Annotated in this window: 25 protein-coding genes, 1 rRNA gene and 1 riboswitch; of the genes, 14 read left to right on the forward strand and 12 right to left on the reverse strand. The window is 41.6% G+C overall.

Features of this window, described 5'->3' with window-relative positions:
• Window positions 1-105: 105 nt before the first annotated feature.
• Complete coding sequence (locus tag G5T77_RS03915) at window positions 106-312, forward strand: helix-turn-helix transcriptional regulator (protein WP_034702754.1); 207 nt, start codon at window positions 106-108, stop codon at window positions 310-312.
• Complete coding sequence (locus G5T77_RS03920) at window positions 309-533, forward strand: hypothetical protein (protein ID WP_166138169.1); 225 nt, start codon at window positions 309-311, stop codon at window positions 531-533. The genes G5T77_RS03915 and G5T77_RS03920 overlap by 4 nt, the downstream gene beginning before the upstream one ends.
• Window positions 534-683: 150 nt before the next feature.
• Here G5T77_RS03920 and G5T77_RS03925 read toward each other — a convergent pair whose 3' ends face one another.
• Window positions 684-1,664 (reverse strand): helix-turn-helix domain-containing protein, encoded by a 981-nt coding sequence (locus G5T77_RS03925; protein WP_166138171.1) that lies wholly within the window; start codon window positions 1,662-1,664, stop codon window positions 684-686.
• 78 nt (window positions 1,665-1,742) lie between these two features.
• Here G5T77_RS03925 and G5T77_RS03930 point away from each other — a divergent pair, with 78 nt between their 5' ends.
• Window positions 1,743-3,566: an acyl-CoA dehydrogenase gene (locus tag G5T77_RS03930; RefSeq protein WP_171521868.1), complete on the forward strand. Its 1,824-nt coding sequence runs from the start codon at window positions 1,743-1,745 to the stop codon at window positions 3,564-3,566.
• Window positions 3,567-3,621: 55 nt separating this feature from the next.
• On the opposite strand, the gene G5T77_RS03935 is transcribed toward G5T77_RS03930, so the two are convergent.
• On the reverse strand, window positions 3,622-4,836 hold the full coding sequence (locus G5T77_RS03935) for an alkane 1-monooxygenase (protein ID WP_166138178.1): 1,215 nt from the start codon (window positions 4,834-4,836) through the stop codon (window positions 3,622-3,624).
• Window positions 4,837-5,023: 187 nt separating this feature from the next.
• On the opposite strand from G5T77_RS03935, the gene G5T77_RS03940 reads away from it, so the two are divergent.
• Entirely contained in the window at window positions 5,024-5,974 is a 951-nt protein-coding gene (locus G5T77_RS03940; protein WP_166138181.1) for an AraC family transcriptional regulator, read from the forward strand.
• On the opposite strand, the gene lpxB is transcribed toward G5T77_RS03940, so the two are convergent.
• Entirely contained in the window at window positions 5,963-7,135 is a 1,173-nt protein-coding gene (gene lpxB, locus G5T77_RS03945; RefSeq protein WP_159122887.1) for a lipid-A-disaccharide synthase, read from the reverse strand. The genes G5T77_RS03940 and lpxB overlap by 12 nt on opposite strands.
• 407 nt (window positions 7,136-7,542) lie before the next feature.
• On the opposite strand from lpxB, the gene G5T77_RS03950 reads away from it, so the two are divergent.
• The 3 genes from G5T77_RS03950 (at window position 7,543) to G5T77_RS03960 (ending at window position 10,241) form a co-directional block, all read left to right on the forward strand.
• Window positions 7,543-8,433 carry a sulfite exporter TauE/SafE family protein gene (locus G5T77_RS03950; protein ID WP_166138184.1) on the forward strand — a complete coding sequence of 297 codons (891 nt, stop codon included), beginning with the start codon at window positions 7,543-7,545 and terminating at the stop codon, window positions 8,431-8,433.
• A gap of 127 nt (window positions 8,434-8,560) precedes the next feature.
• A complete protein-coding gene (locus G5T77_RS03955) occupies window positions 8,561-9,652 on the forward strand; it encodes a 3-deoxy-7-phosphoheptulonate synthase (protein WP_125278643.1) in 1,092 nt (363 codons plus the stop codon).
• Between the two features lie 64 nt (window positions 9,653-9,716).
• A complete protein-coding gene (locus tag G5T77_RS03960) occupies window positions 9,717-10,241 on the forward strand; it encodes a protein tyrosine phosphatase family protein (protein WP_125278644.1) in 525 nt (174 codons plus the stop codon).
• Between the two features lie 2 nt (window positions 10,242-10,243).
• On the opposite strand, the gene ispF is transcribed toward G5T77_RS03960, so the two are convergent.
• Complete coding sequence (gene ispF, locus G5T77_RS03965) at window positions 10,244-10,732, reverse strand: 2-C-methyl-D-erythritol 2,4-cyclodiphosphate synthase (RefSeq protein ID WP_166138187.1); 489 nt, start codon at window positions 10,730-10,732, stop codon at window positions 10,244-10,246.
• A 99-nt stretch (window positions 10,733-10,831) separates the two neighbouring features.
• Here ispF and G5T77_RS03970 point away from each other — a divergent pair, with 99 nt between their 5' ends.
• Window positions 10,832-11,485, forward strand: a complete 654-nt coding sequence (locus tag G5T77_RS03970; protein WP_166138190.1) for a hypothetical protein — start codon at window positions 10,832-10,834, stop codon at window positions 11,483-11,485.
• A 191-nt stretch (window positions 11,486-11,676) separates the two neighbouring features.
• Here G5T77_RS03970 and G5T77_RS03975 read toward each other — a convergent pair whose 3' ends face one another.
• The 7 genes from G5T77_RS03975 to G5T77_RS04005 all read right to left on the reverse strand — a co-directional run bounded on the left by G5T77_RS03975 (window position 11,677) and on the right by G5T77_RS04005 (window position 18,288).
• Window positions 11,677-12,921 carry a D-amino acid dehydrogenase gene (locus G5T77_RS03975; RefSeq protein WP_166138193.1) on the reverse strand — a complete coding sequence of 415 codons (1,245 nt, stop codon included), beginning with the start codon at window positions 12,919-12,921 and terminating at the stop codon, window positions 11,677-11,679.
• A gap of 134 nt (window positions 12,922-13,055) precedes the next feature.
• Window positions 13,056-13,143, reverse strand: a riboswitch (glycine riboswitch).
• 292 nt (window positions 13,144-13,435) lie between these two features.
• Entirely contained in the window at window positions 13,436-14,344 is a 909-nt protein-coding gene (locus G5T77_RS03980) for an AEC family transporter (RefSeq protein WP_166138196.1), read from the reverse strand.
• Between the two features lie 160 nt (window positions 14,345-14,504).
• Window positions 14,505-14,939 (reverse strand): Imm44 family immunity protein, encoded by a 435-nt coding sequence (locus tag G5T77_RS03985; protein WP_166138199.1) that lies wholly within the window; start codon window positions 14,937-14,939, stop codon window positions 14,505-14,507.
• A gap of 52 nt (window positions 14,940-14,991) precedes the next feature.
• Complete coding sequence (locus G5T77_RS03990) at window positions 14,992-15,522, reverse strand: GNAT family N-acetyltransferase (protein WP_166138202.1); 531 nt, start codon at window positions 15,520-15,522, stop codon at window positions 14,992-14,994.
• Between the two features lie 64 nt (window positions 15,523-15,586).
• Window positions 15,587-16,681 carry a chorismate synthase gene (aroC, locus tag G5T77_RS03995; RefSeq protein ID WP_166138205.1) on the reverse strand — a complete coding sequence of 365 codons (1,095 nt, stop codon included), beginning with the start codon at window positions 16,679-16,681 and terminating at the stop codon, window positions 15,587-15,589.
• Window positions 16,682-16,693: 12 nt separating this feature from the next.
• The gene (gene prmB, locus G5T77_RS04000) at window positions 16,694-17,704 is read right to left on the reverse strand and encodes a 50S ribosomal protein L3 N(5)-glutamine methyltransferase (protein ID WP_104426049.1); all 1,011 of its coding nucleotides are present in this window, start codon (window positions 17,702-17,704) and stop codon (window positions 16,694-16,696) included.
• 197 nt (window positions 17,705-17,901) lie between these two features.
• Entirely contained in the window at window positions 17,902-18,288 is a 387-nt protein-coding gene (locus G5T77_RS04005; protein WP_166138208.1) for a DUF1311 domain-containing protein, read from the reverse strand.
• 201 nt (window positions 18,289-18,489) lie between these two features.
• On the opposite strand from G5T77_RS04005, the gene G5T77_RS04010 reads away from it, so the two are divergent.
• The 6 genes from G5T77_RS04010 (at window position 18,490) to G5T77_RS04035 (ending at window position 24,477) form a co-directional block, all read left to right on the forward strand.
• A complete protein-coding gene (locus G5T77_RS04010; RefSeq protein WP_166138211.1) occupies window positions 18,490-18,798 on the forward strand; it encodes a hypothetical protein in 309 nt (102 codons plus the stop codon).
• Window positions 18,799-18,954: 156 nt separating this feature from the next.
• A complete protein-coding gene (locus G5T77_RS04015; RefSeq protein ID WP_166138214.1) occupies window positions 18,955-20,328 on the forward strand; it encodes an AarF/ABC1/UbiB kinase family protein in 1,374 nt (457 codons plus the stop codon).
• A 252-nt stretch (window positions 20,329-20,580) separates the two neighbouring features.
• On the forward strand, window positions 20,581-21,867 hold the full coding sequence (locus tag G5T77_RS04020) for an acyl-CoA dehydrogenase family protein (RefSeq protein ID WP_171521869.1): 1,287 nt from the start codon (window positions 20,581-20,583) through the stop codon (window positions 21,865-21,867).
• 23 nt (window positions 21,868-21,890) lie between these two features.
• The gene (locus G5T77_RS04025) at window positions 21,891-23,090 is read left to right on the forward strand and encodes an acyl-CoA dehydrogenase family protein (RefSeq protein ID WP_166138220.1); all 1,200 of its coding nucleotides are present in this window, start codon (window positions 21,891-21,893) and stop codon (window positions 23,088-23,090) included.
• Between the two features lie 106 nt (window positions 23,091-23,196).
• Window positions 23,197-23,685: a GNAT family N-acetyltransferase gene (locus tag G5T77_RS04030; protein WP_166138223.1), complete on the forward strand. Its 489-nt coding sequence runs from the start codon at window positions 23,197-23,199 to the stop codon at window positions 23,683-23,685.
• Between the two features lie 213 nt (window positions 23,686-23,898).
• A complete protein-coding gene (locus G5T77_RS04035) occupies window positions 23,899-24,477 on the forward strand; it encodes a transglycosylase SLT domain-containing protein (protein ID WP_166138226.1) in 579 nt (192 codons plus the stop codon).
• Window positions 24,478-24,628: 151 nt separating this feature from the next.
• Here the strand turns inward: G5T77_RS04035 and rrf are convergent.
• Window positions 24,629-24,743, reverse strand: a 5S ribosomal RNA gene (gene rrf, locus G5T77_RS04040).
• Between the last annotated feature and the right edge of the window lie 123 nt (window positions 24,744-24,866).

The following is a 24,866-nucleotide window of genomic DNA, read 5'->3' on the forward strand; positions in this document are numbered from 1 at the left end:
TTATATCTCAATCTTTTAAATAACACTTATTTTTATCATTATGAAATATATATTTTACATAATGTTAAATATATATTACATTTTGAATGATGTTGGAGTAAAGACATGTTAAAGAATGACATCATCGTGTTCCGTGCTAAAAAACGTTGGACACAACAACAGCTTGCTGATGCAGTGGCAGTCAGCCGCCAAACGATTGCCGCATTAGAAAAAGAGAAGTACAACCCTTCCTTGATTCTGGCATTCAAGTTAGCAAATGCACTTGAAACGACGATTGAGGAACTGTTTAGTTATGCCGAGGAAGTAACATGACACTATATTGGGTATTGATGGCTAGTATCTTAAGTATTGTGGTGGCTGTGATTTGCTGTGAAATATATAAAATACGCTTTGAATGCTCACAAGAAGCCAAAGACGAAAGAGGAACAATGATTTTATTAAAGCAGAAGTCATTATCCTATAACATTTTATTTTTGGGGATTAGTTCAGCCTTTTTGATCATCATCGGATTTGAAGGTTTCGGACTAAAATAGTTAGAATGTGAAATTTTCATTTACTGGATTATGTTCACCGGCTTCCTGCAAAGCATAGCATCAACCATTTATACGCATTATTTACGTAAAGATATCTTTAGCTAATATGTATGCCAAGAGAGATTTTCGAATCTCTCTTTTTATCAAAATCTAGAAACGTCGGCTAAAACGACGGCGATATTCTAGCGGCGTAAGTCCTGTTTTTCTATAAAATAAACGCCGAAATGAACTTGGATCCTGATAGCCGACATTTTGCATAATCAGATCTATGGCCTGATCGGTTTCCTCAAGCCGTTTGCGTGCCGCTTCAATACGAATGGCTTGCAGATACTGATTCGGTGCAATATTTAGCGTCTGCTTAAAATGTCGGATTAAAGTACGAGTGGTGACATTAAAACGTTCTGCCAGCGCATTTAAAGTAAACTCTTCATGAAAATGCTGCTCTAACCAGTCCTGAACCTTTTGCACCAGTTCATCATGATGTGGTTGACCAATCTTCATTAATGAATAAGACAATTGGCTATCGCGTCGATAATCAATCACAAAGGATTTGGCAGATTGCATGGCAACTTCAAAACCATAGAAACGTTCGATCAGATGCAAGCCTAGGTCAAACCAGGCCAAGCCTCCACCTGCACAGTAAATATTCTGATCCCGGCTAATCATCAGATCGGCATTGAGTTTGACCTGAGAATAACGTGCACGAAACATGTCCTGAAAGCCCCAATGCGTTGTCGCCACACGACCATCTAAAATACCAGCTTCTGCCAGAAAGAAATTCCCGGTGCAGTTTCCAGCGATTAAGGTGGATTGTGCATGAGCAGAAGTTAAAAACTGAATCAGGTCTGGATTTTCATCCAGTACCTCTTGTATAGGTGCGGCGATGGTCGGCACTACCAGAATATCGGCAGCTTGAATTTCTTGATATGAACAATGTGCATGCAATTCCAGACCGTTAATACAACGAATTGGTTGTCCATCTGGACTGGCGATCCTGACTTTAAACAGGCGTTGCACATCCTGCTGCTGAATCCGGTTCCAGCTGACGCCCGCCATGGCGAATAAGTCGACGACACCTGTAATTGCTGAAGCCAAAGCACCATCAAAACCTAAAATCACTACCTGTTGCATATTTTTCTATTTGTCGTTTTTCACCCGTTTCATGTCATTATTGACAATCCTCCTTGATAAATGCAACTGCTAGTCTTGATGCTATCTCAAGGATTACATATTCAGGACTATACCGTGACTCAGCTGATTAATGATAAAGACCTCAATTTTCTGCTTTATGATGTTTTCAAACTCGAAGCCTTAACTGAACTGGAACGCTATCAGGATCATGACAAAAATACCTTTGATAGTATTCTGGAAACGGCAAAAGGCATCGCGACCGATTATTTTGCGCCGCATAATGCCAAGGCTGATCACCACGAACCGAGCTTTGATGGCAAACAGGTGAAGACCATTGATGAAGTAAAAATAGCATGGCAACAATTTGCTGATGCTGGTCTACTCTGCGCCCAGCATGATTACGCAGACGGCGGCATGCAATTGCCGACTTTGGTGAATATGGCCTGTAATGCCTATTTCATGTCGGCCAATCCTTCGACTGTTGCCTACTCTTTTCTGACAGCCGCTGCAGCAAATCTGATTCAAGCCTTTGCCTCTCCAGAACAAAAACAAATGTTCTTGCCGCATATGCTAAGTGGCCGCTTTGCTGGAACTATGGCGATGACCGAGCCGAATGTGGGTTCCTCTTTGGGAGATCTGACCACTAAAGCGATTCCTCAGTCAGATGGAAGCTACAAAATTAAAGGCCAGAAAATGTTTATTTCTGGTGGTGATCAGGACATTACTGAAAATATTGTGCATCTGGTTCTGGCTCGTATCCAAGATGCTCCGCAAGGGGTAAAAGGTATTTCCCTATTCATCGTGCCGAAATTCAAAACCAATACAGATGGAACTATAGGTGAATCCAATGATGTACAATTAGCTGGCCTTTTACATAAAATGGGTTATCGTGGCACCACATCAACAGTGCTAAGCTTTGGAGAAAATGACAATTGCTTAGGCTATTTAATTGGTGAAGCGGGACATGGTTTAAAATACATGTTCAAGATGATGAATGAAGCGCGCGTTGGTGTTGGCCTCGGTGCAGCCATGATCGGTTATCGTGGTTATCTGGAGTCTCTGGACTATGCTAAAAACCGTCCTCAAGGCCGTCCGGTTCATGAAAAAACACCTGACGCTAAACCTGTGAATATCATTGAGCATACGGATGTCAAACGTATGCTACTGGCACAAAAATCTTATGTTGAAGGTGCTTTAGCGCTGTGCTTATTTGCAGCTTGTTTAATTGATGAACATCAGGCTGCACAAGATGAAGAGAGTGCCATTTTGCTGGATCTCATTACACCAGTGGTCAAGTCCTTCCCTTCTGCCTATGGTCCTAAAGCCAATGATCTAGCGATCCAGGTCTTGGGTGGTGCGGGCTATACGCGTGAATATCCGGTTGAGCAATGCTATCGGGATAACCGCCTTAATCCGATTCATGAAGGCACTTATGGGATTCAGTCTCTGGATCTACTAGGTCGTAAACTCTGGCAGCACAATGGCAAAGGCCTGACCCTGCTCATGCAACGCATCCAGAAAACCTTGTCTGAAATTCAGGATGGCAAGTTAACAGAACTGGCAGATGTCTATAAACAGCATCTTGTCACTGTGCAAAAAACCACACAGATTTTAGGTCAGGCTCTGCATCAAGACAAAGTTAGTGAAGCTTTGGCCAATTCTGGGCTATATCTGGATATGATGGGCAAAACTATTATCGCGTGGTTGTGGCTGGAAATGGCCAATCAGGCTCAACTTAAATTTGGCACATCTTCTCAACAGGAAGATCAAGCCTTTCTGGCCGGTAAAATTCAGGCAGCTCAATATTTTATTCATTGGGAACTGCCTGAAATTGAACATCAGGCCAAATTACTGATGAACTTCGATGACACCTGTTTGAAGATGCAGAGTGATTGGTTCTAAATAAAACTCAATAAAAAATGCGCCTCGAATGGCGCATTTTTATTTGTTTACATCATCAAGCTGCAGCGTCTTTTAGACCAAATCTCTTAAGCAGCTTGGCACGCTTCGAAGGCAGAATATTTGCTTTAGTTAAATCGCCTTGATAATGTTGATACACACGTTGATCCATCATCTTGTACCACAATGGTGGAATCAGTGCCGGTATCAGCATGGTGGCATAACCACTTGGTAATTCTGGTGCTTCATCAAAATGTCGCAATGCCTGAAATGGTCGGCTTGGATAGGCATGATGATCCGAATGGCGTTGTAACTGGTACAGGAACAGGTTGGTCACGATGTTGTTATTGTTCCAGCTATGTTCGGGCAAGGTTCGCTCATAGGTACCATCTGCTTTTTGCCCGCGTTTTAATCCATAGTGTTCGATATAATTCACGATTTCAAACAGGCTGATGCCGTAAAAGGCTTGGGTCAGCGTATAAGGAATGATTTTCTTGCCATACGTTTTCAGCATTAAGGCATGGTAACCTGCGCTCATCGCCCAGCCATGAAATAACTCATTTTCCAGACTAAAAAATTTTAAGCCTTTACGTTCCAAACGTCTTTTTTCTATCTCAATTGCTGATTTCAAGCCACCCAATACAGTACGTGGCCAGAAACGGTAGAAGGATTCACCCATTTTCGAAGATGCCGGGTCTTCTGGCGTCGCCACCCGTTTATGATGTCCATAAGGATGCTCAATCCGGAAATGGTTATAAGCCAGCGGCATCAGGCTGGCATGTGACCAGTAGTGATCTTTTTTCTGAGGACGGTGGCTTAGCTCGTGCGCAGTATTCACGCCGATTCCATTAATCGCCCCCATAGATATGCCAAGTAGAACCTGATCGACCAGAGAAACATTAGGACGGGATACGACATAGCCTGCAAAAGCATTGGCAGCCATTTGCAATGGGATAAACATCTTCACGATCCGGTCATAATAAGGATCTTTGACCAATGCCTGAATCTGCTCATCATTTGGATTATTGGCATCATCACCAATTAAAGCATCTAATGTTGGGATAATCACATGCAATAATAAAGGCCCACCCATCGCAAAGACTTTTTTAGTGGCTTTGGGACCAAAATGATAGCCAGCCAGAATTCCCATACCGATCACAGGCAAACCGGGACTGAGCAGCCAGCCAAAACGTTTTTTATCCAGTTGTAAACCTTTCAGTGCTGACGCATCCTGCGTGAACTGAGCTTTGCTAATTTGTGCAGGGGCATTCATTGCGACCCTCCTTTTTATGTTACTCTGCACATATAGTTGAATATTTCAGCATTAGCGAACAGTATTAAACGTCCAGAAAAACTATGTCAGCGTCTTTGGCGCAATAGGCCAAGTCTTGGCCTTAAATCACAAGACTGGGCTATTTAAATTTAATTAAATTAATTAAAACAAAAGAATAGAGTCAGGCATGGATGCTTTAAGTAAAATTTTTGATGATATTCATCTGGAAAAATCCGAATATCTCTACCTCAATGTGTTTCATCCAGGCGGGTTTGATTATCAGTATGAACCTTCCATGCTGGCTTATGTATTATTACAGGGTCAAGCGCAATTAATATTCAAAGAGGGCGATCTGCTTGAGCTGCAACAAGGCGATCTGGTGTTATTGCCTGCTGGTTCTGCCCATCGGATTTCTAGTCCCGGTAATGCGGATTTTTCTGAACATCATTCGATCAACTCTTATTTTCAGACTCATGCACAGCAATGTGTGGATCTCAATATCACCCATTCAGCAGAACGCAGTTTTATCCTGGCGATTCGTTCCAATCTGGATATCCAGATGGCGAAACCGCTACTGAGTGCTTTACCTAAATTTCTGCACATTCAGCATATTCTGGGAGATACAGCACCAGAATGGTTACAAGTTGGTTTGCAATTTCTGGCATTGGAAACCCAGCAACTTCGTCCGGGACGAGACAAAATTCTGGATCATCTGGTCAGTATTTTACTGATTGAATGCGTACGAGATTATATTTTGAATCTGGAAAATGCTTCGAGCTGGCTGAATGCTCTTTCGCATCCTGAACTATCTAATGCCTTGGCAGCAATTCATGGCAAACCAGAACAGCCTTGGACCGTAGAAAGCCTGGCTGAACAATGCCATATGTCGCGTTCCAAATTTGCCCAGCTGTTTACCCAGATTGTTGGTGAGCCACCATTGGCTTATCTGCAACAGCATCGACTTCGCCTGGCAGCACAATATCTCAGAAATAGCGGATTTAGCATTCAGCAGATCGCCTATCTGGTGGGCTATTCTTCTGAAACGGCGTTTAGTCAAAGCTTTAAAAAACAGTTTGAACAAACCCCGACCCGATACCGTATTGCCTGTCAAAAAAGCAAGACGCCTTTATTGGACTAAGGCTAGTACCGCTTTGACAGGATCTTCACTGTTGCCGGAAAGCAGCTGCTTGTGCATGGTGAGATGCTGCATCACCTGAATTTGAGCTGCTTCAATATCCATCAATTTTTCAATTTCAGCAGCCAGGTTTTCAGGCGTTGCTTCTGACTGGATTAATTCTTGAATGACTTTTTTACCAGCAATGATATTTGGCAACGAGAAATAAGGAATTTTGACCAGCAATTTGGCAATCTGATAAGTCAGCCAGTGCAATTTATAAAAGGTCACCATCGGACGATGCAATAACATGGCTTCCAGTGTCGCAGTGCCTGAAGCTAACGCAATGATATTAGATGCATTCATCACCTGACGGCCAATTTTTGACTCACTACTGGTATTTTCCATCAGGCGGATATGTGCTTTTAAACTGTCCGGATATTGTGCCAGCAAGTTTTCAATCTGCTGTTTACGCATCTCATTAATGGCGGGAATCAGAAACGTATAATCCGGATATTTCTGATGCAGAATTTTGGCTGCATCCAGTACCAATGGTCCTAAGCGTTCAATTTCACCACGGCGGCTACCTGGCAGCAGTGCAATATATTTTTGTGCAGGATCTAAGCCCAGTTCTGCCTGCGCTTCAGCCAGATTATTGTTGAGGGGTAACTGACTTGCCAATGGATGACCGACAAAAGCTGCCGGAACATCCCATTTTTTGAAAAATGCTTTTTCAAATGGAAACAGGCACAGTACCAGATTAATGCTGGCCTTGATGCCATGCACACGTCCCTGACGCCATGCCCAGACCGAAGGGCTGACATATTGCACGGTCTTAATCGGTAACTGTTTTTGCTTCAGGGTCTTGGAAAGTCGCAAATTAAAATCAGGCGCATCAATTCCAATGAAAACATCGACGGGATCTTTCGTCCAGGTCTCGACCAGACCATCACGAACCGCGAACAGTTTTTTAATATCTTTCAGGACTTCAACAATGCCCATGACCGAGAGAATATCCATTGGATAGTAGCTCTTGAAGCCTTCAGCCAGCATTTGCGGCCCACCAATCCCTTCAAATTCTGCATCAATACCCTGCTCTCGAAAACTACGGATGAGCTTCGCACCAAGCGTATCTCCCGATACCTCTCCCACCACGATTCCGATTTTAAGTTTCCGATTCTGCAAGTGTATTCCCTCAAATGAGACAAATTAATTCCGTTCAGATTCTATCATAAAGCATGATTTGAGCATGCCTAAGTGTTGAACTCACAAATCGTGGCTATCTCAAATCATAAAACTCTGGAATCTGGACAACGCGCGCGCCTTAGCCCAGCTTAAAAATTAAAATAAATTTAAAGCGGCTGATCTTTAAACAAATAAATAAAAAGGCATTTTGCAGAAGCTTTATCAATTTTCATACTTAGCAATAGAAAGGTATGCTAGATGATTCAAATTAAAATATAAATCGGGATGAATTACTTTAAATTTTATAGTCTTTATCTCTTTTTAGAATAAGCAAATCAATAATCAAGACAACGACTTATATTTAAAAGTCATAAGATATGCTCGTTTTTTGATTTTGGCATATATGCATGTTTGGTCCGATTGAATTTATTTTAGCAGGTGTATTGGTTGGTTTCTGTGTTGGGATTACCGGTGTCGGTGGCGGTTCGTTGATGACCCCAATCCTGATTACACTGCTTCGGGTTGAACCGCATATCGCGATTGGTACAGACCTTCTTTATGCCGCAATTTCTAAATTCTGTGGTTCACTGGTTCATGCCAAGAAAATGAATATTGTCTGGCCTATTGTGATCTGGCTGGCGATCGGCAGTATCCCTGCCTCATTTGTGACCCACTGGGTACTAGAGAATTATCTCAGTCAATCGACACATTATAAAGCAACGCTGACCATGGTATTGGGCTTTATGCTGACCCTTACTGGTGCATCTATTGTATTCCGCAATTCTATTGAAAAATTCTTTAATAAATACCGCAAACAAGAACTGCCTGATATGACTCAGGATCTAGACAAAGTTGACTTTAAATCTGGCAATAAACGTGTCTTGATCGTGATCATGGGTATTGTACTGGGCGTGTTTGTGACCCTGTCATCTGTCGGTGCCGGTGCTTTCGGTATTATGGCCTTGATCCTGATGTTCCCGAACCTGCCGATGATCCGCATTATCGGTTCGGATGTGGTACATGCCGTACTTCTAACTTTAGTCGCAGGTCTGGGCCATATGAGCGCAGGTAATGTAGACTTTACTTTATTAGGCTGGTTACTTTGCGGTTCTATTCCAGCGATTGTGATTGGAACACTGATCAGTTCACGTATGCCAGAGAAAATTATCCGTAAAATTCTTGGGATTACCCTGTTCTGTCTTGGCGTGAATTTCATTGTGAATCCAGTCAAGTCAAAACCGGTACAATCCGCCCAACCTGAATTGATAACAACAGCAGAAAAAGCTCCTGCTGTTTAAACTAAATCATGGATTCATCACTTTTTTTTCAAAGAAGTATTCATCTTTTTTATAACAAAGTGACGCATCATTCATGTTATATTCAGGCTATTAAACAACCTTTTGTATGATCAAACCAGTGACGGCAATGAATACACTACAGTCAAAACCTATTTCAGCATCAGATATTGATGACGTGAATATCCAAAGCATGATTCCTTTGGTAACACCTGCTCAGTTGAAAGCAGAGTTACCTTTGACTGAAACTGCTTATCAAACCGTACTGCATGGTCGTGAAACGATTCGTAATATCCTGGATGGCAAGGATAAGCGTATTTTTGTAGTGATTGGTCCATGTTCAATTCATGATCCAGCGGCTGCGCATGAATATGCTGAACGTTTAAAAGCTTTAAGCGAAAAAGTAAAAGATAGCCTGTATATCGTAATGCGTGTTTATTTTGAAAAACCGCGTACAACTGTAGGCTGGAAAGGTCTGATCAATGACCCTGATATGAATGACTCTTTCAATATTGAGAAAGGTCTGCGTATCGGTCGTAAACTGTTACTGGAGCTGAATGAACTTGGCCTGCCATGTGCAACAGAAGCACTGGATCCAAACTCTCCACAGTACTATCAGGATTTAATTTCATGGTCAGCGATCGGTGCACGTACTACCGAGAGCCAAACTCACCGTGAAATGTCTTCTGGCCTGTCTTCACCAGTCGGCTTTAAAAATGGTACAGATGGCGGTTTAACCGTTGCAACCAATGCAATGCAATCTGTTAAACATGGTCACAGCTTCCTGGGTCTAAATGACCAAGGTCAGGTTGCGGTGATTCGTACTTCAGGGAATCCATATGCACACGTGGTTCTACGTGGTGGTAATGGCAAACCTAACTACGATGCAGGTTCAGTTGCAGATGCTGAGGCAGCTCTTGCGAAAGCCAAAGTCAGCGGCAAGATCATGATTGATGCCAGCCACGCAAACTCAAATAAAGACCCGTACTTACAACCGCTTGTCTTAAAAAATATTACTGAACAAATTCTTGATGGAAACAAGTCAATTGTTGGTATTATGGTAGAAAGTCACCTGAAAGGTGGCCGTCAGGATATTCCTGCCAATCTTTGTGATCTGGAATATGGAAAATCAGTGACTGATGGCTGTATCGATTGGGAGACCACAGAAAAAGTGTTGCTTGACATGCATGAGGCATTGAAGGACGTTTTACCTAATCGTTAAACGAACTGACAAACGCCATCGACAAGATGGCGTTTTCATTTCTGAACAAGGAAAATTTTATCTGATGAATGAAATTGAAACTGCATTAAGTCAAATTGAAAATTTTCAGTTCATCCATGACCATCTGTTCAGCTCTGGTCAGCCGACAACTGAACAACTGAGGTTGATTAAAGAATACGGCGTCTCTACCGTAATCAATGTGGCATTAACAGATAGCGATCATCATCTGTTACATGAAGATAAAATTTGTCTTGATCTTGGCCTGAACTATATCCAGTTGCCGATTTCCTGGGAAACCCCTTCGGATAGCCAATGCCTGCTGGTACTGGATCTGATTGATCATCTGGTCAAAGAACAAATGGTCTGGGTACATTGTACGCAGAATTATCATGTCAGCTGCCTGATGTATTTATATCGACAATACTATATGGATATGGACATGCCGACTGCACAGGAATATCTGCATCAGCTCTGGGAACCGAATGAAACCTGGACCGGTTTAATTCATGCGGTTGCCCTACAGCTGCAAGGCCGTAAAGCAACACAGGAACTGGAATTATCCCTGATTCATCCCAATAACTTCGGTTGATGTTATTTGTAGTGACTGATCAGAACAGTTGCCATAGACAGAATACCTTCCTGACGGCCAGTAAATCCTAATTTTTCAGTGGTTGTGGCTTTAAGACTGATTTGAGTCACATCCACATCCAGCACATTGGCAATGCTCTGACGCATTTCCAGATTATGTTTAGCCAGCTTTGGACGTTCACAGGCCACCGTAATATCGGCATTATTCAGGCGATAACCACGATCCAGTATCAGCTGATAGACATGCTTTAATAAAACCTTGCTGTCTGCACCTTTAAACTGCGGATCGGTATCTGGAAAATGCTGGCCAATATCGCCCAGTGCTAAAGCCCCTAGCAAAGCATCACAGAGTGCATGCAAAACCACATCACCATCAGAATGTGCTTTCAAGCCATGCGTATGTGGAATCTGAATACCTGCCAGAGTGACAAAATCACCTTCTTCAAATGCATGTACATCCAGTCCCTGACCAATACGAATTTGTGCAATCACTTTTATATCCTTTAGAAATAACTGATTGAAATCTTGTACACGACGTTTCTATTTCGCTATAGTTAGACCTAGCGTAACACAGTGAAAGTATAAGCGATCATGCTACTGAAAACTGATATAAATATGATGAAAATAATGGGACTTTTACTCGGGACAGGCCTTTTTGCTAGCAGCATTCATGCTGAATCGCTGGACTGTAACAGTCATCATAACAATAACGCAGCCATGAAAAAGATCTGCTCAGCCTCTCTTGATGAACCGCGTGAAAAACTGACAGATCAATATTTTACCGCTTTTCTGATTACAGATGCGCCTGTTCGCTTATTACAAGATACTCAGCAGCTATGGAGTACACGCTTACAGCAATGTAAGACGCTGGACTGCTTTAAACAGCAATTTGACCAGCGTCTGGATGACCTCAATATTTATATTTCCTTGAATCAGAGCCTAACTCAGCACTATCTCAAGTTTGAACAGGGCCAAATGGCCAAACAGCCAATTCATCTCAAGATTCATCAGCTGACGAAAGACCGCATCAAAATTGAAGGAATTGCTTACCGCAATCCGAATAATCGTGCAGAAACCCAGACCATTCCTTTTCTAGCTTATACCACGACCGAAACTAAAAGCCAGATTACGGATAATGAGCATGACTGCAAATATAACTTTAACTATAGCAAGGCAATTTTGACGGTCAGTACCGAACAAAAAGGCTGTGAGCGCTTTAGTGGTATTTATCGTTTATATGATTAAACAGCTGACTTTTTTATCTATTGATGTCCTGAATATATATTTAAAAATTTAAACTAGAAATTCCCTCTCCTTAAAGGAGAGGTTTTTATAAAGATTCCCTTTATCCTAACCTTCTTTCTCAGGTAGAAGAAGCTTAATAAATAAACAATTATTTTTGATCTTTTAAAATAGCCTGCAAGCGGGCTTTTTACTTAGACCGGGTAATGCTGAGCTATTTCCTGACTGATCATCGCTGCGGTTGCTGCTGATAGTGTCCAGCCTAAATGTCCATGGCCGGTGTTATAAAAGACACGTTCCTGTCTACCACGGCGCACCACTGGCATCATGTTCGGCATCATGGGACGCAGACCTGCCCATGGAACCACATGTTCAGTACACAGATCGAAATTGCGTTGTGTCCAGTCAATTAAAGGCTGAATCCGGTCAACACGAATATCCCGATTATAACCATTAAATTCCGCGGTTCCTGCAACACGTAAGCGGTCTTTACCTAAACGTGACAAGACAATCTTGGCGCTCTCATCTAGCAGACTGACCCAAGGAGCATTTTGCTGACTTTGCTCATCATTCAGCTGTACGGTAATTGAATAGCCTTTTACCGGATAGACATTCACTCGCTCACCCAACAGATCTGCCAACTGATAACTGCTTACGCCTGCACATACCACAATGGCATCCGCCTGAATCTCGAGCACATCTTCAGCATTGGCATGCACATTTTCAGGGCTTGGTCTGCATTTAACCGTAATATGCTGTGCTTGGTGATCGACCGCAAATACATCCTGACCAAATTCGAAGTTCACCCCTTTTTTCATACAGGCATTTGCCAGTCCAGTACTGAATTTATGAATATCTCCAGTCGCATCACTCTGGCAATAAAACCCGGCATAATAATCTCCAGTTAATGCAGGTTCAATCTGCTTGATTTCTTCATTGCTGATGGCATTACGTTCCAGACCACCACTACACAACAGATCATTGACCTTAATTGCGACATCATAATCAGCTTTATTATGGTAGAAATGTAGAATTCCGCGCTTTTCCAGATCAAAATCAATCTGCTCAATTTCGGCAATTTCAAACAGACGTTTTCTGGCCAGTAATGCGATTTTTACCGTTTCCCGGGTATTGGTTTCATAGTTTTTAATATGACCTAGAAATTCCATCAGCCAGCTATATTTATGCAGACTAAAAGAAGGATTAAGAAATAGCGGTGCGGTTTTTTGTGACATCCATTTGATGCCTTTCAACACAGTGGCTTTTTGATTCCAGACTTCTGCATTACAGGCAGAAAGTTGCCCGCCATTAGCAAAGGATGTTTCCATCGCGGGATAAAGATGACGGTCAACCACCGTGACCTGATAACCGAGTAAGGCGAGCTCATAAGCTGTTGTTACACCGGTAATGCCTGCCCCCACCACAATAACATGACGCATAGACACCTCTCCTCAATATGTGATGTCTTTCCCATCTGTCATGTGTACCTGAGAGCTTCGGTGACTACATCATAGCTGTATGCAGCAACCTTCCCCCTTCGGTGAGTGATTCAACACTTCTCTCCAGAGTTTAATATATTATTGCAGTCCTTTTGCCTGAGAGTTTCCTGGGACCTTGCTCCTTCGGCGAATGCAGTAGCATTTCTCTCCTGCAATAATATTTTTATTATCCTGAGCAATTTATATACCATCTTATTGGGATCTACAGTTTTTTATTTATGTTAATTCACGTGATTTAAGCGGTAACGATACTTTTAATAAATTTAGAAGAAATAACACTATCTATTTCAAATGAATTTTAAGTTTTTAATTTTGATTTTTGCTTCATTTTCCTTCGTTATGCTCCAATGAAAGGCATTTAAGAAAAGCAATAAAGTTAATATTTGCTTAGGCTATTTACGGGATTGATTTACCAAAAAACGCTTAATATACGACCAGCCTTCAGATCCTAAAATTAAATTAACCAGGAAAGAATTAACATGAGAGATCCAGCCGCGACTACCGTTTGCATACTGATAATACTGGCCATGAACTGGCTATCTCCTCCATAAACACGCGTCAGCACATAAGAAGCTGAAGCTGTAGGTAAAGCAAAAAACAACACCAGTACCTGTGTGGTTAAAGGATCAATATCAAATAATTGGCAGACAAAGAAAGCAGCAAGTGGCATTCCTAATAAACGTCCAAAAGTCGCCAGGCCCAATGGTAAGATATCCCGTTGGAAGCCTTGGAACTGTAGGGCAGCCCCCACACACATCAAGCCAAGCGGCAAACTGCATAAGGCAATCTGTTTTAGGAATAATGCAAACCCGGCCCAGAGTGACAAGCCTGAAAGATTAAATAGGCCACCCACAAGAGAGCCCAAAATTAAAGGATTCTTTAACAGATCAACCAGAATTTTGAAGATCTGCATATCTGAGCTACGGGTAAATGCCAGTACAGATAAAATATTGACCAGTGGAATACACAACACCATCACTACGGCGAAAATGGTCATGCCCTGCTGATGAAATAAGGCATTCACTGCTGCAAGTCCGATATAGGTGTTAAAGCGCAGAAGTGCCTGCACATAGACCCCAAAGCGTGCATAGCCAATCTGATAAATCTTGCGCAGCACATATAGAGCAATACTGACCACCGCCATAAGGCTAAAGACCACCAGAACCACATCTTTAATGACTGCCATTTCAATCTTGGCTACGGCCAGATTTAAAAATAGCATGACTGGAAACAGGACAAAATAATTAAGTTTTTCTGCCCCACGCCAGAAACTATCTTCCAGCCATTTCCTTTGTTTTAATACATAGCCCAAAGTAATCAGGCCAATAAGCGGAAACAGTACAGTGAAGATAGTCTGAAACATTGAACAACTCATGATATGGGTTTTGCGGCAATCGCATCCAATTCAATTGCCTGTCAATGAGCAAGGATACAACAAGCGACTCGTTTCAGTATAAAAATAGTGGAAAATTCAATGGATAATAAATAAAAAACACTCTGGCTGGCTTTAATTAAAATACGCTTTAAATCCAACTTTCATCTTTTGCAACATTTAGTGCATCATTTTTTAGTCTTTCAAGCTCCTCATAAACCTTTGCATCAAGCTTCGGACGGACTTTTTCAAACTTAACTTTTAACAAATCCAGGCTTCTTAAGAGCATCCTAAAAATGAGTCTCTCACGGCCTAAATCATCTGTTGCCTTAAAAGTTGTTGGATCAATCCTTAAACGGAAATCCATATTTCTACGTTTAAATGAATAAAAAATACGTTCATCAAAACTATCATTTCCCATCATAATTTCAATGCACTTCCATTTATCTATCGGAATATCATACGACTTATTTTGTAGTTGAGCATTTAAGGCATTTTCTACTGCGTTACGTGCTTTATTTTCGAGATCAAAATGATCTTCTGTTAACACTTCCCTACTTAATTCAGCACTTAACCATACTTCCATTCATACATCCTGTCATTATTCTTATTAAACACACTTAGAATCAAAAATAGATTCAAATAACTTCATAAATCTTTTCGAGAGTCTTTTCTAAAATCACCAGATTTAAATCTACTAAAGGCTGTCCAACATCTGCATTCAGTGGATAACTCTCTGTTTTGCCGGTTTGGTGATAACCACGACGCTCATAATACGCGATTAATTCAATGCGAACATTAAGAACAGACATTCTAAGTTTTTTGAAAGATATTTTTTCTCTAGAGTATTGCTCAGCGAAATCTAACAATATTCGGCCATAACCTGAATTTTGCCGGACTGGGTCAATAGCAAAACTGCCGATTTCAAAACAATCTGGGAAGTGCATCAAACCAATGCAACCCACCAGTTGGTCATCATTTTCCAAGACATAAAGTTCAAAATCAGACCGTGTTAAAAGCTCACTTAACTGAGTCTTATTAATTCGATCACCTGAAACAATGCCATGTTCATGCGTCCAGCCCAAATTAGATCGATAAGCTGTATTAATCAACTTAACAATGCTTTCAATGTCTATAGGTTGGGCTAAACGAATATTGGTATTTTTCATTTTATAAATATAAAAAAGTCAGACCGAAGCCTGACTTTAATTTCATTTGCTTCTATAAAGCAAATTATTTAGGTTCAATTGGCTCAAACGGCGCAACGACATCGGCATTTTGTGCACGATGACGCATGAAGTGATCCATCAAAACAATTGCTAGCATCGCTTCAGCAATTGGGGTTGCACGTACACCCACGCAAGGATCATGACGGCCTTTGGTCAGCACATCAGTATCTTCACGATTAATGGTAATGGTTTTACCCGGAGTCGTGATAGAAGCCGTTGGTTTCAGCGCAATCGAAACACGAATATCCTGACCGCTAGATATACCACCCAAGATACCGCCAGCATGGTTCGCCAGGAAGCCATCTGTTGTGAGTTCATCACGGGTTTCATGACCGAACTGCTCAGCGACACTAAACCCATCACCAATTTCCACGCCTTTCACGGCATTGATTGACATCATGGCATGGGCAATATCAGCATCTAAACGATCAAATACTGGTTCACCCCAACCCACTGGCACTTTAGAAGCAATGATCTCAAGGCGTGCGCCACAGCTTGTGCCTTGCTCACGTAATGAAGTTACCAATGCTTCAAAGCGCGGCACCGCATCAACATCACCACAGAAGAACGGGTTATTTGGCACTTCATTCCAGTCCAGTTTTTCTGCTTTTTCAGTACCGATTTGGGTCACATGACCACGGATTTCAATACCGAATTTTTCAAACAGGAATTTCTTGGCAATCGCACCTGCTGCTACACGCATCGCAGTTTCACGCGCACTCGAACGGCCACCACCACGATAGTCACGAAAACCATACTTCTGGGTATAGGTATAGTCTGCATGACCCGGGCGGAAAGTTTGCGCGATATTGCCATAATCTTTCGATTTCTGGTCCGTATTGCGGATTAAAAGACCAATTGAAGTACCGGTAGTTTGACCCTCAAACACACCGGAAATAATTTCAACTTCATCTGGTTCTTTACGCTGTGTTGCAAATTTTGAAGTACCCGGCTTACGACGGTCCAGATCCTTTTGCAAATCCGCTTCAGACAGTTCAATCCCGGGTGGAACCCCATCAATAATGGCCATTAAGCCAACACCATGAGATTCACCACAAGTCGTTACACGGAAGAGTTGCCCTATACTATTACCTGCCATGTCAACGACTCCTTATGAATTAACAGATTGAATGAATAAATCACGATATTGACGGCATTGGGCTGCAGTCAGTGCAAAGATACCTGAACCACCACGTTGGAACTGCAACCAGTGGAAATCAACGGTATTGAAGTTTTGCTTCATCGCCCATTCAGAATTACCCACTTCAATCACGATCAAACCATCTTCAGTCAGATAATCAGCTGCTTGAGCCAGCATCTTGCGAACTAGATCCAGACCGTCTTGACCAGCAGCCAATGCCAGCTCTGGCTCATGATGGAATTCATCAGGAAGATCAGCCATATCCTCTGCATCGACATATGGAGGATTAGATACGATTAGATCATATTGGTTTTCAGCTGGAATTTTAGCGAACAGATCAGATTCAAGTAACGCTACTTGGTACTGCTTACTGTGATGTTCACAGTTAATCTGCGCCACTTCCAAAGCTTCTTTAGAAATATCGGTTGCATCCACTTCTGAATCCGGGAAAGCATAGGCCAATGCAATCGCGATACAGCCAGAACCGGTACACATATCCAGAATGCGTTGTGGAGTTTTTGGATTCGGGTTTTCTGGCAGGTTATTTACTGCCGCGCCCATTTCACCATTTTCAGTCAGGCAATAAGGAGCAAAGCGGTTTTCAATCAGCTCAACGATTGGCGAACGTGGAATCAGAACACGCTCATCGACATAGAATGGCTTGCCGAAGAAATAGGCCAGATTCAATAAATAAGAGGTTGGAACACGTTCATTAATGCGGCGTTCCAGCAAGCTTAAGAACTCAGCCACTTCGCTTGGCAATAATTTAGAGTCCAGAATTTCAGGATCTGCATTCCAGTCCAGTGACAAGGTTTGTAGAACCAGCGCTGAACTTTCAGCAAAATAATCTTCTGTACCTTGACCTAAGTGCGCATCGTATTGACGTAATGCTGTAACCCCAAAACGAATAAAATCACGAATGGTAGTTAAATTTTCAGCGGCTTCCTGCAAATGTTCAGGGCTAATAGTCGGTCGATCCACTTAAGGCGTCTCCAAGGTCATTTTTTAGAACGCCTTATGATACCTTGTTTTGAGGTCTTTTATAATGCCAAAACCATGAAAAACCCGAATTCTCCATGGTTTATCAATGACAGATCTTCTGGATTTCAGACAGATTAGAATCCTGCTTTTTAAGATTTATCTCTATTTCCGGAAGGACTTATTAACTTAAAATCAGTTTAAGCACCGGCACGATAAGAACGCAATTGATACAAATTCGCCTGATCTTTTACCATCTCCAGCGCACATTGACCCTGTTTAATCTGGGCATATTGGGTATTCATGGTCAGCTTGCATTGCTGTGATAATTTACGTTGCCACACTGTATGCTGATCACGAATATTATTACGATAACCCGCATTCAATTTCAGATAAGTCTTATAGTTTTTCTTTAGACGTTTATTCTGTGCTTTTAATTCTTTTTTCACACATTTCTGCAGTTTAGCTGTATTGCCATAACTAAAGTTCATGCACTGAGTATATTCCTGAGAATAACCTGTAGCCGCCTGAACCTGTAATGCCATCGTCCCCAAACAACCTGCCATTAATAAACATGCAAAACGCATAGTATCCCCTTCACCAAAACTGGCTTGTTTCCAATCAATATTGAATAATGAATCTTGTTTAAATTATTGCCTGATACTAACTGAGTCCTTGATAAAATCCTATATTTTTCTCGCTTAAAAAGATGTCACAGTTCTTTGGTTGAAACTTGATTTTATGGCCGCATATAATTCGGCAATGATGTCCAAACGAGCCCAGATCTTATGAGCTATAAGCACAACAATCTTATGGCCATGCGCCAGAACTACTGGAATGACCAGTTATCCAGTCAGGTGCAGCAGGAAAAGGTATTTTTACAAACCACATTAATGCAGCAAGGTGTATTTAATAGTGCGACACTGGAAGATGCCAAATACCTGTTTTTCAGCCTGCCAAGCATCATTATTGTGAAGGGTTATGCGCTGGGTTTTATGCATGAAACAGTCCAGAACCTAATTCATCAACATATTCAAACAAATAAACAACAGTTACAACAACGATCTGAATTAAAAATTCAATTTCAAATGTCATAATATTCACCCTACACTGGTCAAAACGGCAAGCGATATGCTCTTGCCGAGATTTTCACCGTGAATTCAGCGGCTTAAACTTTTTTAATACGTGCAGACACGGTAATATCCACTACAATGATTTATTCCGCTTTATGCTGATAAAAGGATTGAGTTTACATGTCAGATCAGAACGATAAGCTTAAACAATTGAAAACTTCCTCAATGGATCGACGCTTATCGATCGCAAAGGCATCTTTGCTGGCAGGTACGCGCTGGGCAGCATCCAGTGCGGGTTCTATGTTCTCGAGCGAAGAAGAAAAAGAAAGAAGACGCAAAAAAGCCATGAAAGAACAGGCCGATTATCTAGTTGCAGAAATTGGCAAGCTTAAAGGTTCAATTGTCAAAATTGGCCAGATGATGGCACTGTATGGCGAGCATTTTCTGCCAGAAGAAGTTACTCAAGCCTTAAATACGTTAAATAATAAAACAGTCGCTTTGGCTTGGCCGGCGATCAAAGCCCAATTACAGCAGCAATTAGGTTCCAAGCTAGATGATCTGACAGTTGATCATGAGCCCTTAGGTACCGCCTCTTTGGCTCAGGTGCATCGTGCGGTGCGTAAGTCAGACGGTATGGAGCTGGTGCTTAAAATCCAGTACCCGGGTGTAGCTGAAGCTATTGATTCTGATATGAGCCTGTTTAAGAACATGCTCAAATTGACCCGTATGGTGCCGCAAACCCGTGAATTCGATCAATGGTTCGATGAAGTTCGTGAGATGATGCATCGTGAGGTCAATTATAAAATTGAGGCGGATACGACCCGTCGTTTCTGTAAACGTCTGCAAAATGACCCACGTTATATCGTACCGACCATCATCGATAACTATTGTACTGACCGTGTCCTGTGTATGACCTTTGAACGTGGTGTACCGATCAATAGTCCAGTGATGCTGTCTCTACCACAGGAACGTCGTAATAAACTGGGGGAAGCTTCCCTTGAAATCGCAGTACGTGAGATTTTTGAATGGGGGGAGATGCAGACTGACCCGAATTTCGGCAATTATCTGGTACGTCTAGGTGATGGCGAAAATATTCAGGACAAGATTGTGCTTCTCGACTTCGGTGCAATCCGTCAATTTGACCAGCATCTACTCAATGTAGCGCGTAACCTGATCCAGGCCGGTTATCATCATGATTCAGACATGATGGTGAAAGCCATGACCGGTTATGAATTCTTTGATTCTATTCCGCCTAGCATCAAACTGGATATGGCAAAAGTCTTTCTGTTAGCCACAGAAGCCTTTAGCTCGCCAATGAACAATAAAGACTTGCCTCCAGGTGTGATGGATGAACATGACCGCTATAACTGGAAAAAAAGCCAGCTTCATAACCGTGTGATGCAGCAGGCTTCTAAATCCATGGCTTCACGATATTTCAGCGTACCGCCTAAAGAATTTATGTTTATCAGCCGTAAGTTCATTGGCGCTTATACCTTCATGACGGTGATTGATGCGAAAACTAATGTACGCGCAATGATTAAACGTCATCTCTAAACGACTAAGTTATTATTAGCCTTATATAAGACCCGGATGATTTTGTCATTCGGGTCAATTTTTGATAAAAACCAAATTTTTCTTATTTTATTTTTCTATTTATTTTCAATATCTTAAATTTTTAAATCCCCTCTTTATTTTAATTATAAATTGACAATGAATCATGTCATTGATGACATGGTTTTTTCTAGAACTGCATGTCAACATCAGGCAAATAAGATAACACCCCGTAGGATAATTAGAATGAACAATATGGTGAACAAAGCACAAGGATTTGGCTTGTCCATCCTGACCAAAGTGGCTGGAAGTGATTTACTCGACCAATTAAAGCTGCGTAAATTTTTAGAAAAATCTCTTTATCAAAGCTCTAAAGCAGGTTTTAAAACACTCAGCCAGACTCAGAAAATCCTGAAATCTGGTCAGAAAATTCAAAGACAACGTTTACCACATCAGTCTAAATCCCTGTTCGATCTGAATCTGACTGAAGAACAGCAAATGACCTGTGAGGCGATGCAGCAGTTTGCAAGTGAAGTCCTTTATCCTTTGGCACATGATGCAGATCATCATGAAATCTTCCCAAAGGAACTCTGGCAATATTCAACTGATCTGGGTCTTAATTTTTATGCGCTGCCTGAAGCTTTAGGTGGTGTAGCTGCAGAACAGAATATCGTCAGCAATGTCCTGATGGCTCAACAGTTGGCTCAAGGTGATTTCAGTCTGACTGCTGGTCTGCTTTCTACCTTTAGTGTGATTAATGCGATTACCCGTTGGGGTTCAGAACAGGTTCAGACTGAGTATTTGACTGCATTTGCTGATGATCCGCATCTTAAAGCCACCTTCGCAGTACAGGAAGCAACAGCTGCCTTTAATCCTTATCAGTTAAAAACTAAAGCAACCTCGAATGGAGATCACTATTTAATTAATGGTGAAAAAACCTTGGTGATGCTCGGAGAAACTGCTGATATCTATCTGGTCAGTGCAGATCTGAATGGCAAAACCGAAGTATTTATTGTGCAACGCAATAATACCATTACTGCACAAAAATCTCCGGCTATGGGCTTGAAAGCAACTGAAACCGTGAACCTCAAATTTAATAACACACCGGCACAACGCTTGGGAGATGACGATTTTGATTACACTACTTTTCTTGATCTGGGCAATTTAATGTGGTGTGCCATGGCGGTCGGTACCTGTGAAGCGGTTAAAAAATACTGTGTGCAATATGCCAATGAACGGACAGCCTTTGGTGAACCAATTTCCCATCGGCAAAGTGTAGCTTTTATGATTGCAGATATGGCGATTGAAATTGATGCCATGCAAATGCTGATCCTGAATGCCGCCAGTCTTGCAGAATCTGGTCAAGACTTTCATCGAGAAGCTTATCTGGCCCGTCTGCTCTGTGCAGAAAAATCCATGAAAATTGGCACAGATGGCGTACAGATTCTCGGCGGACATGGCTTCACCAAAGAACATCCGGTAGAACGCTGGTATCGGGACTTAAGAGCAACAGCAATCGTACATTCTGGCCTTCATGCCTGAGCAAAGAATAAGGAAAAAAATAAATGAACTTGCAAAATCATAAAAAATTCAAATTGCTGATTGATCAGGCACATGAAGTTGCCCTGAATGTACTCCGCCCTATTTCACGCAAGTATGACAAAGCTGAACATGCTTATCCGAAAGAGTTGGATATGCTTGCCTCTGTCGTCGATGGTATGAACCAAGGCAGCGAAGGCATGAATGCAGGAGCTGCGGTCAATAAACGCGGTGATAGCGATGAAAGCAATAAAAATGGCGTCAATATGTCGACAGCACTTAGTATTGTCGAAATGTGTTATGGTGATACCGGACTGCTTTTATCCATGCCGCGTCAAGGGTTAGGAAATTCAGCCATTGCTGCCGTTGCTAATGACGAACAGTTGCAACGCTTTCATGGTATATGGGCAGCGATGGCGATTACTGAACCAGGCTGTGGTTCGGATTCAGCTGCCATTCGCACCACTGCCATTAAAGAGGGTGATGACTATATCCTCAATGGTGAAAAAATCTTTGTCACCTCTGGCGAACGTGCAGATGCGGTTGTCGTCTGGGCGACTTTAGATAAAAAACTTGGCCGTGCTGCAATTAAATCCTTTGTCGTACCCAAAGGCACACCCGGCATGAAAATCGAGCGTCTGGAACATAAGCTAGGCATTAAAGCCTCGGATACGGCTGCAATTAGTTTTATTGGTTGTCGTATACCTGCTGCTAATTTGCTTGGACATGCTGAAATTGATGTGGCCAAGGGTTTTGCTGGGGTCATGGAAACTTTTGATAATACCCGCCCACTCGTTGCAGCGATGGCAATTGGTTGCTCTAAAGCTTCTTTAGAGAGAATCAAGGAAATTTTTAAGGATCAGCTAGACCCTGAGTACAATACGCCTTTTTTACAAACATCGAATATTGCAGCGCAGATTTATCGTATGGAAGCCGAATGGGAATCTGCCCGTTTATTAATGTTAAAAGCTGCGTGGATGGCGGATAATCGTAAGCCTAATTCCCGTGAAGCTTCTATTGCTAAAGCCAAGGCGGGTCGTATCGCGAATGAAATCACTTTGAAGTGTGTCGAATTAGCAGCGTCTGTAGGCTATAACGAGGCAGAACTTTTAGAAAAATGGGCACGTGACTCCAAGATTCTAGATATTTTCGAAGGAACTCAACAGATCCAGCAACTGATTATTGCTCGACGTGAACTAGGTAAATCTTCAAGTGAATTAAAATAATCAAAAACTGGAAATACCGCTTCATTAAAGAATGAATCAACAAAAAGGATAGATTTTTTATGATTTTCGGACTATAAAATTTCCATCCTTCTTTATGTCATAATCTATGTATTCTATTCGTCCTCTACAACCTCAAGATAATGCTCAAATTGCCAAGATTATTCGTGAAGTTTCCGTAGAATTCGGGCTTGCAGCAGAGTCCGGCTTTGCTGTCGGTGATTCAATTTTGGATAACCTGTATGAAGTATATCAGCAGCCAAATGCAGCTTATTGGGTCATTATCGATGAGCAGGATCAAGTCTTTGGTGGCGGAGGTATTGCGCCATTACAGGGTGATCAGAGTATTCTAGAAATACAGAAAATGTATTTCTTACCCATTATTCGTCGTTATGGATTTGCAAAAAAGATTTTAAATCTGACCTTTGACTTTGCTCATGAGCAAAACTTTAAACGAATCTATCTTGAGACTACTGCAAGTCTTTGGCAGGCAGTGAAGCTTTACGAAAAATTAGGTTTTGAACATCTCGATCATCCCGAAGGCAATACAGGTCATAGTGCAGCTTGTGAAATCTGGATGCTAAAAACTTTAGACTAAGCTTTCTTGTGCATCTAAACACATACACTTTAAAGAAAAGCCTGAGATACAAATTCGACTGTTAATTGGCTTTTCTTTAAACAATTCTTCATAAAAAATTCATTATTCAATAAAATCTAATTTGTCTTTGTAAACAAATCATCTAATTTCTTGACGATTTTCATACATCTTCCTAAGATCAATCTAATTTTAAAAATACAGGGAAGCTGAAAGTTGTTGGGCAAATTTTCTGGCAAAAACTATTCATTATTAAAGGTCTTAAATCCTACTACTTTAAAAATTGGGATACTTGGTTTAAGTACAATATTAATAAGTGCTTGCTCCTCACTAGGAGGTAATTCCTTAGAAAAACGCTCTGCTAAACTGTCTCAAGGAATTCAGACTGCATATGCTGTGCCTGCGATAACTGCTACTCGCGTTTCACCTTTAATTATTCAAAATGCCGAAAGACATAGTCTAGATCCCTTGCTAGTAGCAGCCGTGATTCGACAGGAATCTACCTATCGCAGTCAGGTCGCTTCACCTGCAGGTGCTGTGGGTCTTATGCAAATTGTTCCGCGTTATTGGCAATCTACATGTGGACCTGATTTATTTAATGAAGCAATAAATATTGGATGTGGGAGTTATATTCTGTCACGTTATCAGGAATCTAGTGGCAGCCTAGAAAAAGCGCTGGGCTATTATAATGTAGGCCCTACTGCCTATGAGAAAGATCGGAAAATGCGTAAACAAGGCAAAAAATATGCAAAAGAAGTTTTAACGCACCAGAAGCAACTTAAAAAATCGATGTAATTAGAACGTACTAATGATTAATTAAATGCATTCCAGAAATATTAATCCATAAATAAAAAGGCTTAAATTTATTTAAGCCTTTTTCTATTTCATCTTTATTTTTTTCTATAAAAAAAGCCCCCTGCGTGAGCAGAGGGCTTTTGGAATAATGAGCTGGCGATGACTTACTCTCACATGGGAGACCCCACACTACCATCAGCGCTAAGAGGTTTCACTTCTGAGTTCGGGAAGGGATCAGGTGGTTCACTCTTGCTATGGTCGCCAGCACAACTGGTATGCTTACTCGCTATGGTCTTATTTACGTTGCTTGCGCTTCGTTTGCCTAGCTTTCTTCAAATAGAATGCATTAACAGATGTATCTGAGTTGCAGTAGTCTGTTCGATTAGCTT

The organism is Acinetobacter sp. GFQ9D191M, assembly GCF_011174875.1.
Classification (GTDB): domain Bacteria; phylum Pseudomonadota; class Gammaproteobacteria; order Pseudomonadales; family Moraxellaceae; genus Acinetobacter.

Bases quoted from the DNA above. Each gene is read 5' to 3' on its own strand.
- G5T77_RS03915 (WP_034702754.1), top strand. From the start codon at position 106: ATGTTAAAGAATGACATCATCGTGTTCCGTGCTAAAAAACGTTGGACA.
- G5T77_RS03920 (WP_166138169.1), top strand. From the start codon at position 309: ATGACACTATATTGGGTATTGATGGCTAGTATCTTAAGTATTGTGGTG.
- G5T77_RS03925 (WP_166138171.1), bottom strand. From the start codon at position 1,664: ATGCAACAGGTAGTGATTTTAGGTTTTGATGGTGCTTTGGCTTCAGCA.
- G5T77_RS03930 (WP_171521868.1), top strand. From the start codon at position 1,743: ATGCTATCTCAAGGATTACATATTCAGGACTATACCGTGACTCAGCTG.
- G5T77_RS03935 (WP_166138178.1), bottom strand. From the start codon at position 4,836: ATGAATGCCCCTGCACAAATTAGCAAAGCTCAGTTCACGCAGGATGCG.
- G5T77_RS03940 (WP_166138181.1), top strand. From the start codon at position 5,024: ATGGATGCTTTAAGTAAAATTTTTGATGATATTCATCTGGAAAAATCC.
- G5T77_RS03950 (WP_166138184.1), top strand. From the start codon at position 7,543: ATGTTTGGTCCGATTGAATTTATTTTAGCAGGTGTATTGGTTGGTTTC.
- G5T77_RS03955 (WP_125278643.1), top strand. From the start codon at position 8,561: ATGAATACACTACAGTCAAAACCTATTTCAGCATCAGATATTGATGAC.
- G5T77_RS03960 (WP_125278644.1), top strand. From the start codon at position 9,717: ATGAATGAAATTGAAACTGCATTAAGTCAAATTGAAAATTTTCAGTTC.
- G5T77_RS03970 (WP_166138190.1), top strand. From the start codon at position 10,832: ATGCTACTGAAAACTGATATAAATATGATGAAAATAATGGGACTTTTA.
- G5T77_RS03975 (WP_166138193.1), bottom strand. From the start codon at position 12,921: ATGCGTCATGTTATTGTGGTGGGGGCAGGCATTACCGGTGTAACAACA.
- G5T77_RS03980 (WP_166138196.1), bottom strand. From the start codon at position 14,344: ATGTTTCAGACTATCTTCACTGTACTGTTTCCGCTTATTGGCCTGATT.
- G5T77_RS03985 (WP_166138199.1), bottom strand. From the start codon at position 14,939: ATGGAAGTATGGTTAAGTGCTGAATTAAGTAGGGAAGTGTTAACAGAA.
- G5T77_RS03990 (WP_166138202.1), bottom strand. From the start codon at position 15,522: ATGAAAAATACCAATATTCGTTTAGCCCAACCTATAGACATTGAAAGC.
- aroC (WP_166138205.1), bottom strand. From the start codon at position 16,681: ATGGCAGGTAATAGTATAGGGCAACTCTTCCGTGTAACGACTTGTGGT.
- G5T77_RS04005 (WP_166138208.1), bottom strand. From the start codon at position 18,288: ATGCGTTTTGCATGTTTATTAATGGCAGGTTGTTTGGGGACGATGGCA.
- G5T77_RS04010 (WP_166138211.1), top strand. From the start codon at position 18,490: ATGAGCTATAAGCACAACAATCTTATGGCCATGCGCCAGAACTACTGG.
- G5T77_RS04015 (WP_166138214.1), top strand. From the start codon at position 18,955: ATGTCAGATCAGAACGATAAGCTTAAACAATTGAAAACTTCCTCAATG.
- G5T77_RS04020 (WP_171521869.1), top strand. From the start codon at position 20,581: ATGGTGAACAAAGCACAAGGATTTGGCTTGTCCATCCTGACCAAAGTG.
- G5T77_RS04025 (WP_166138220.1), top strand. From the start codon at position 21,891: ATGAACTTGCAAAATCATAAAAAATTCAAATTGCTGATTGATCAGGCA.
- G5T77_RS04030 (WP_166138223.1), top strand. From the start codon at position 23,197: ATGTATTCTATTCGTCCTCTACAACCTCAAGATAATGCTCAAATTGCC.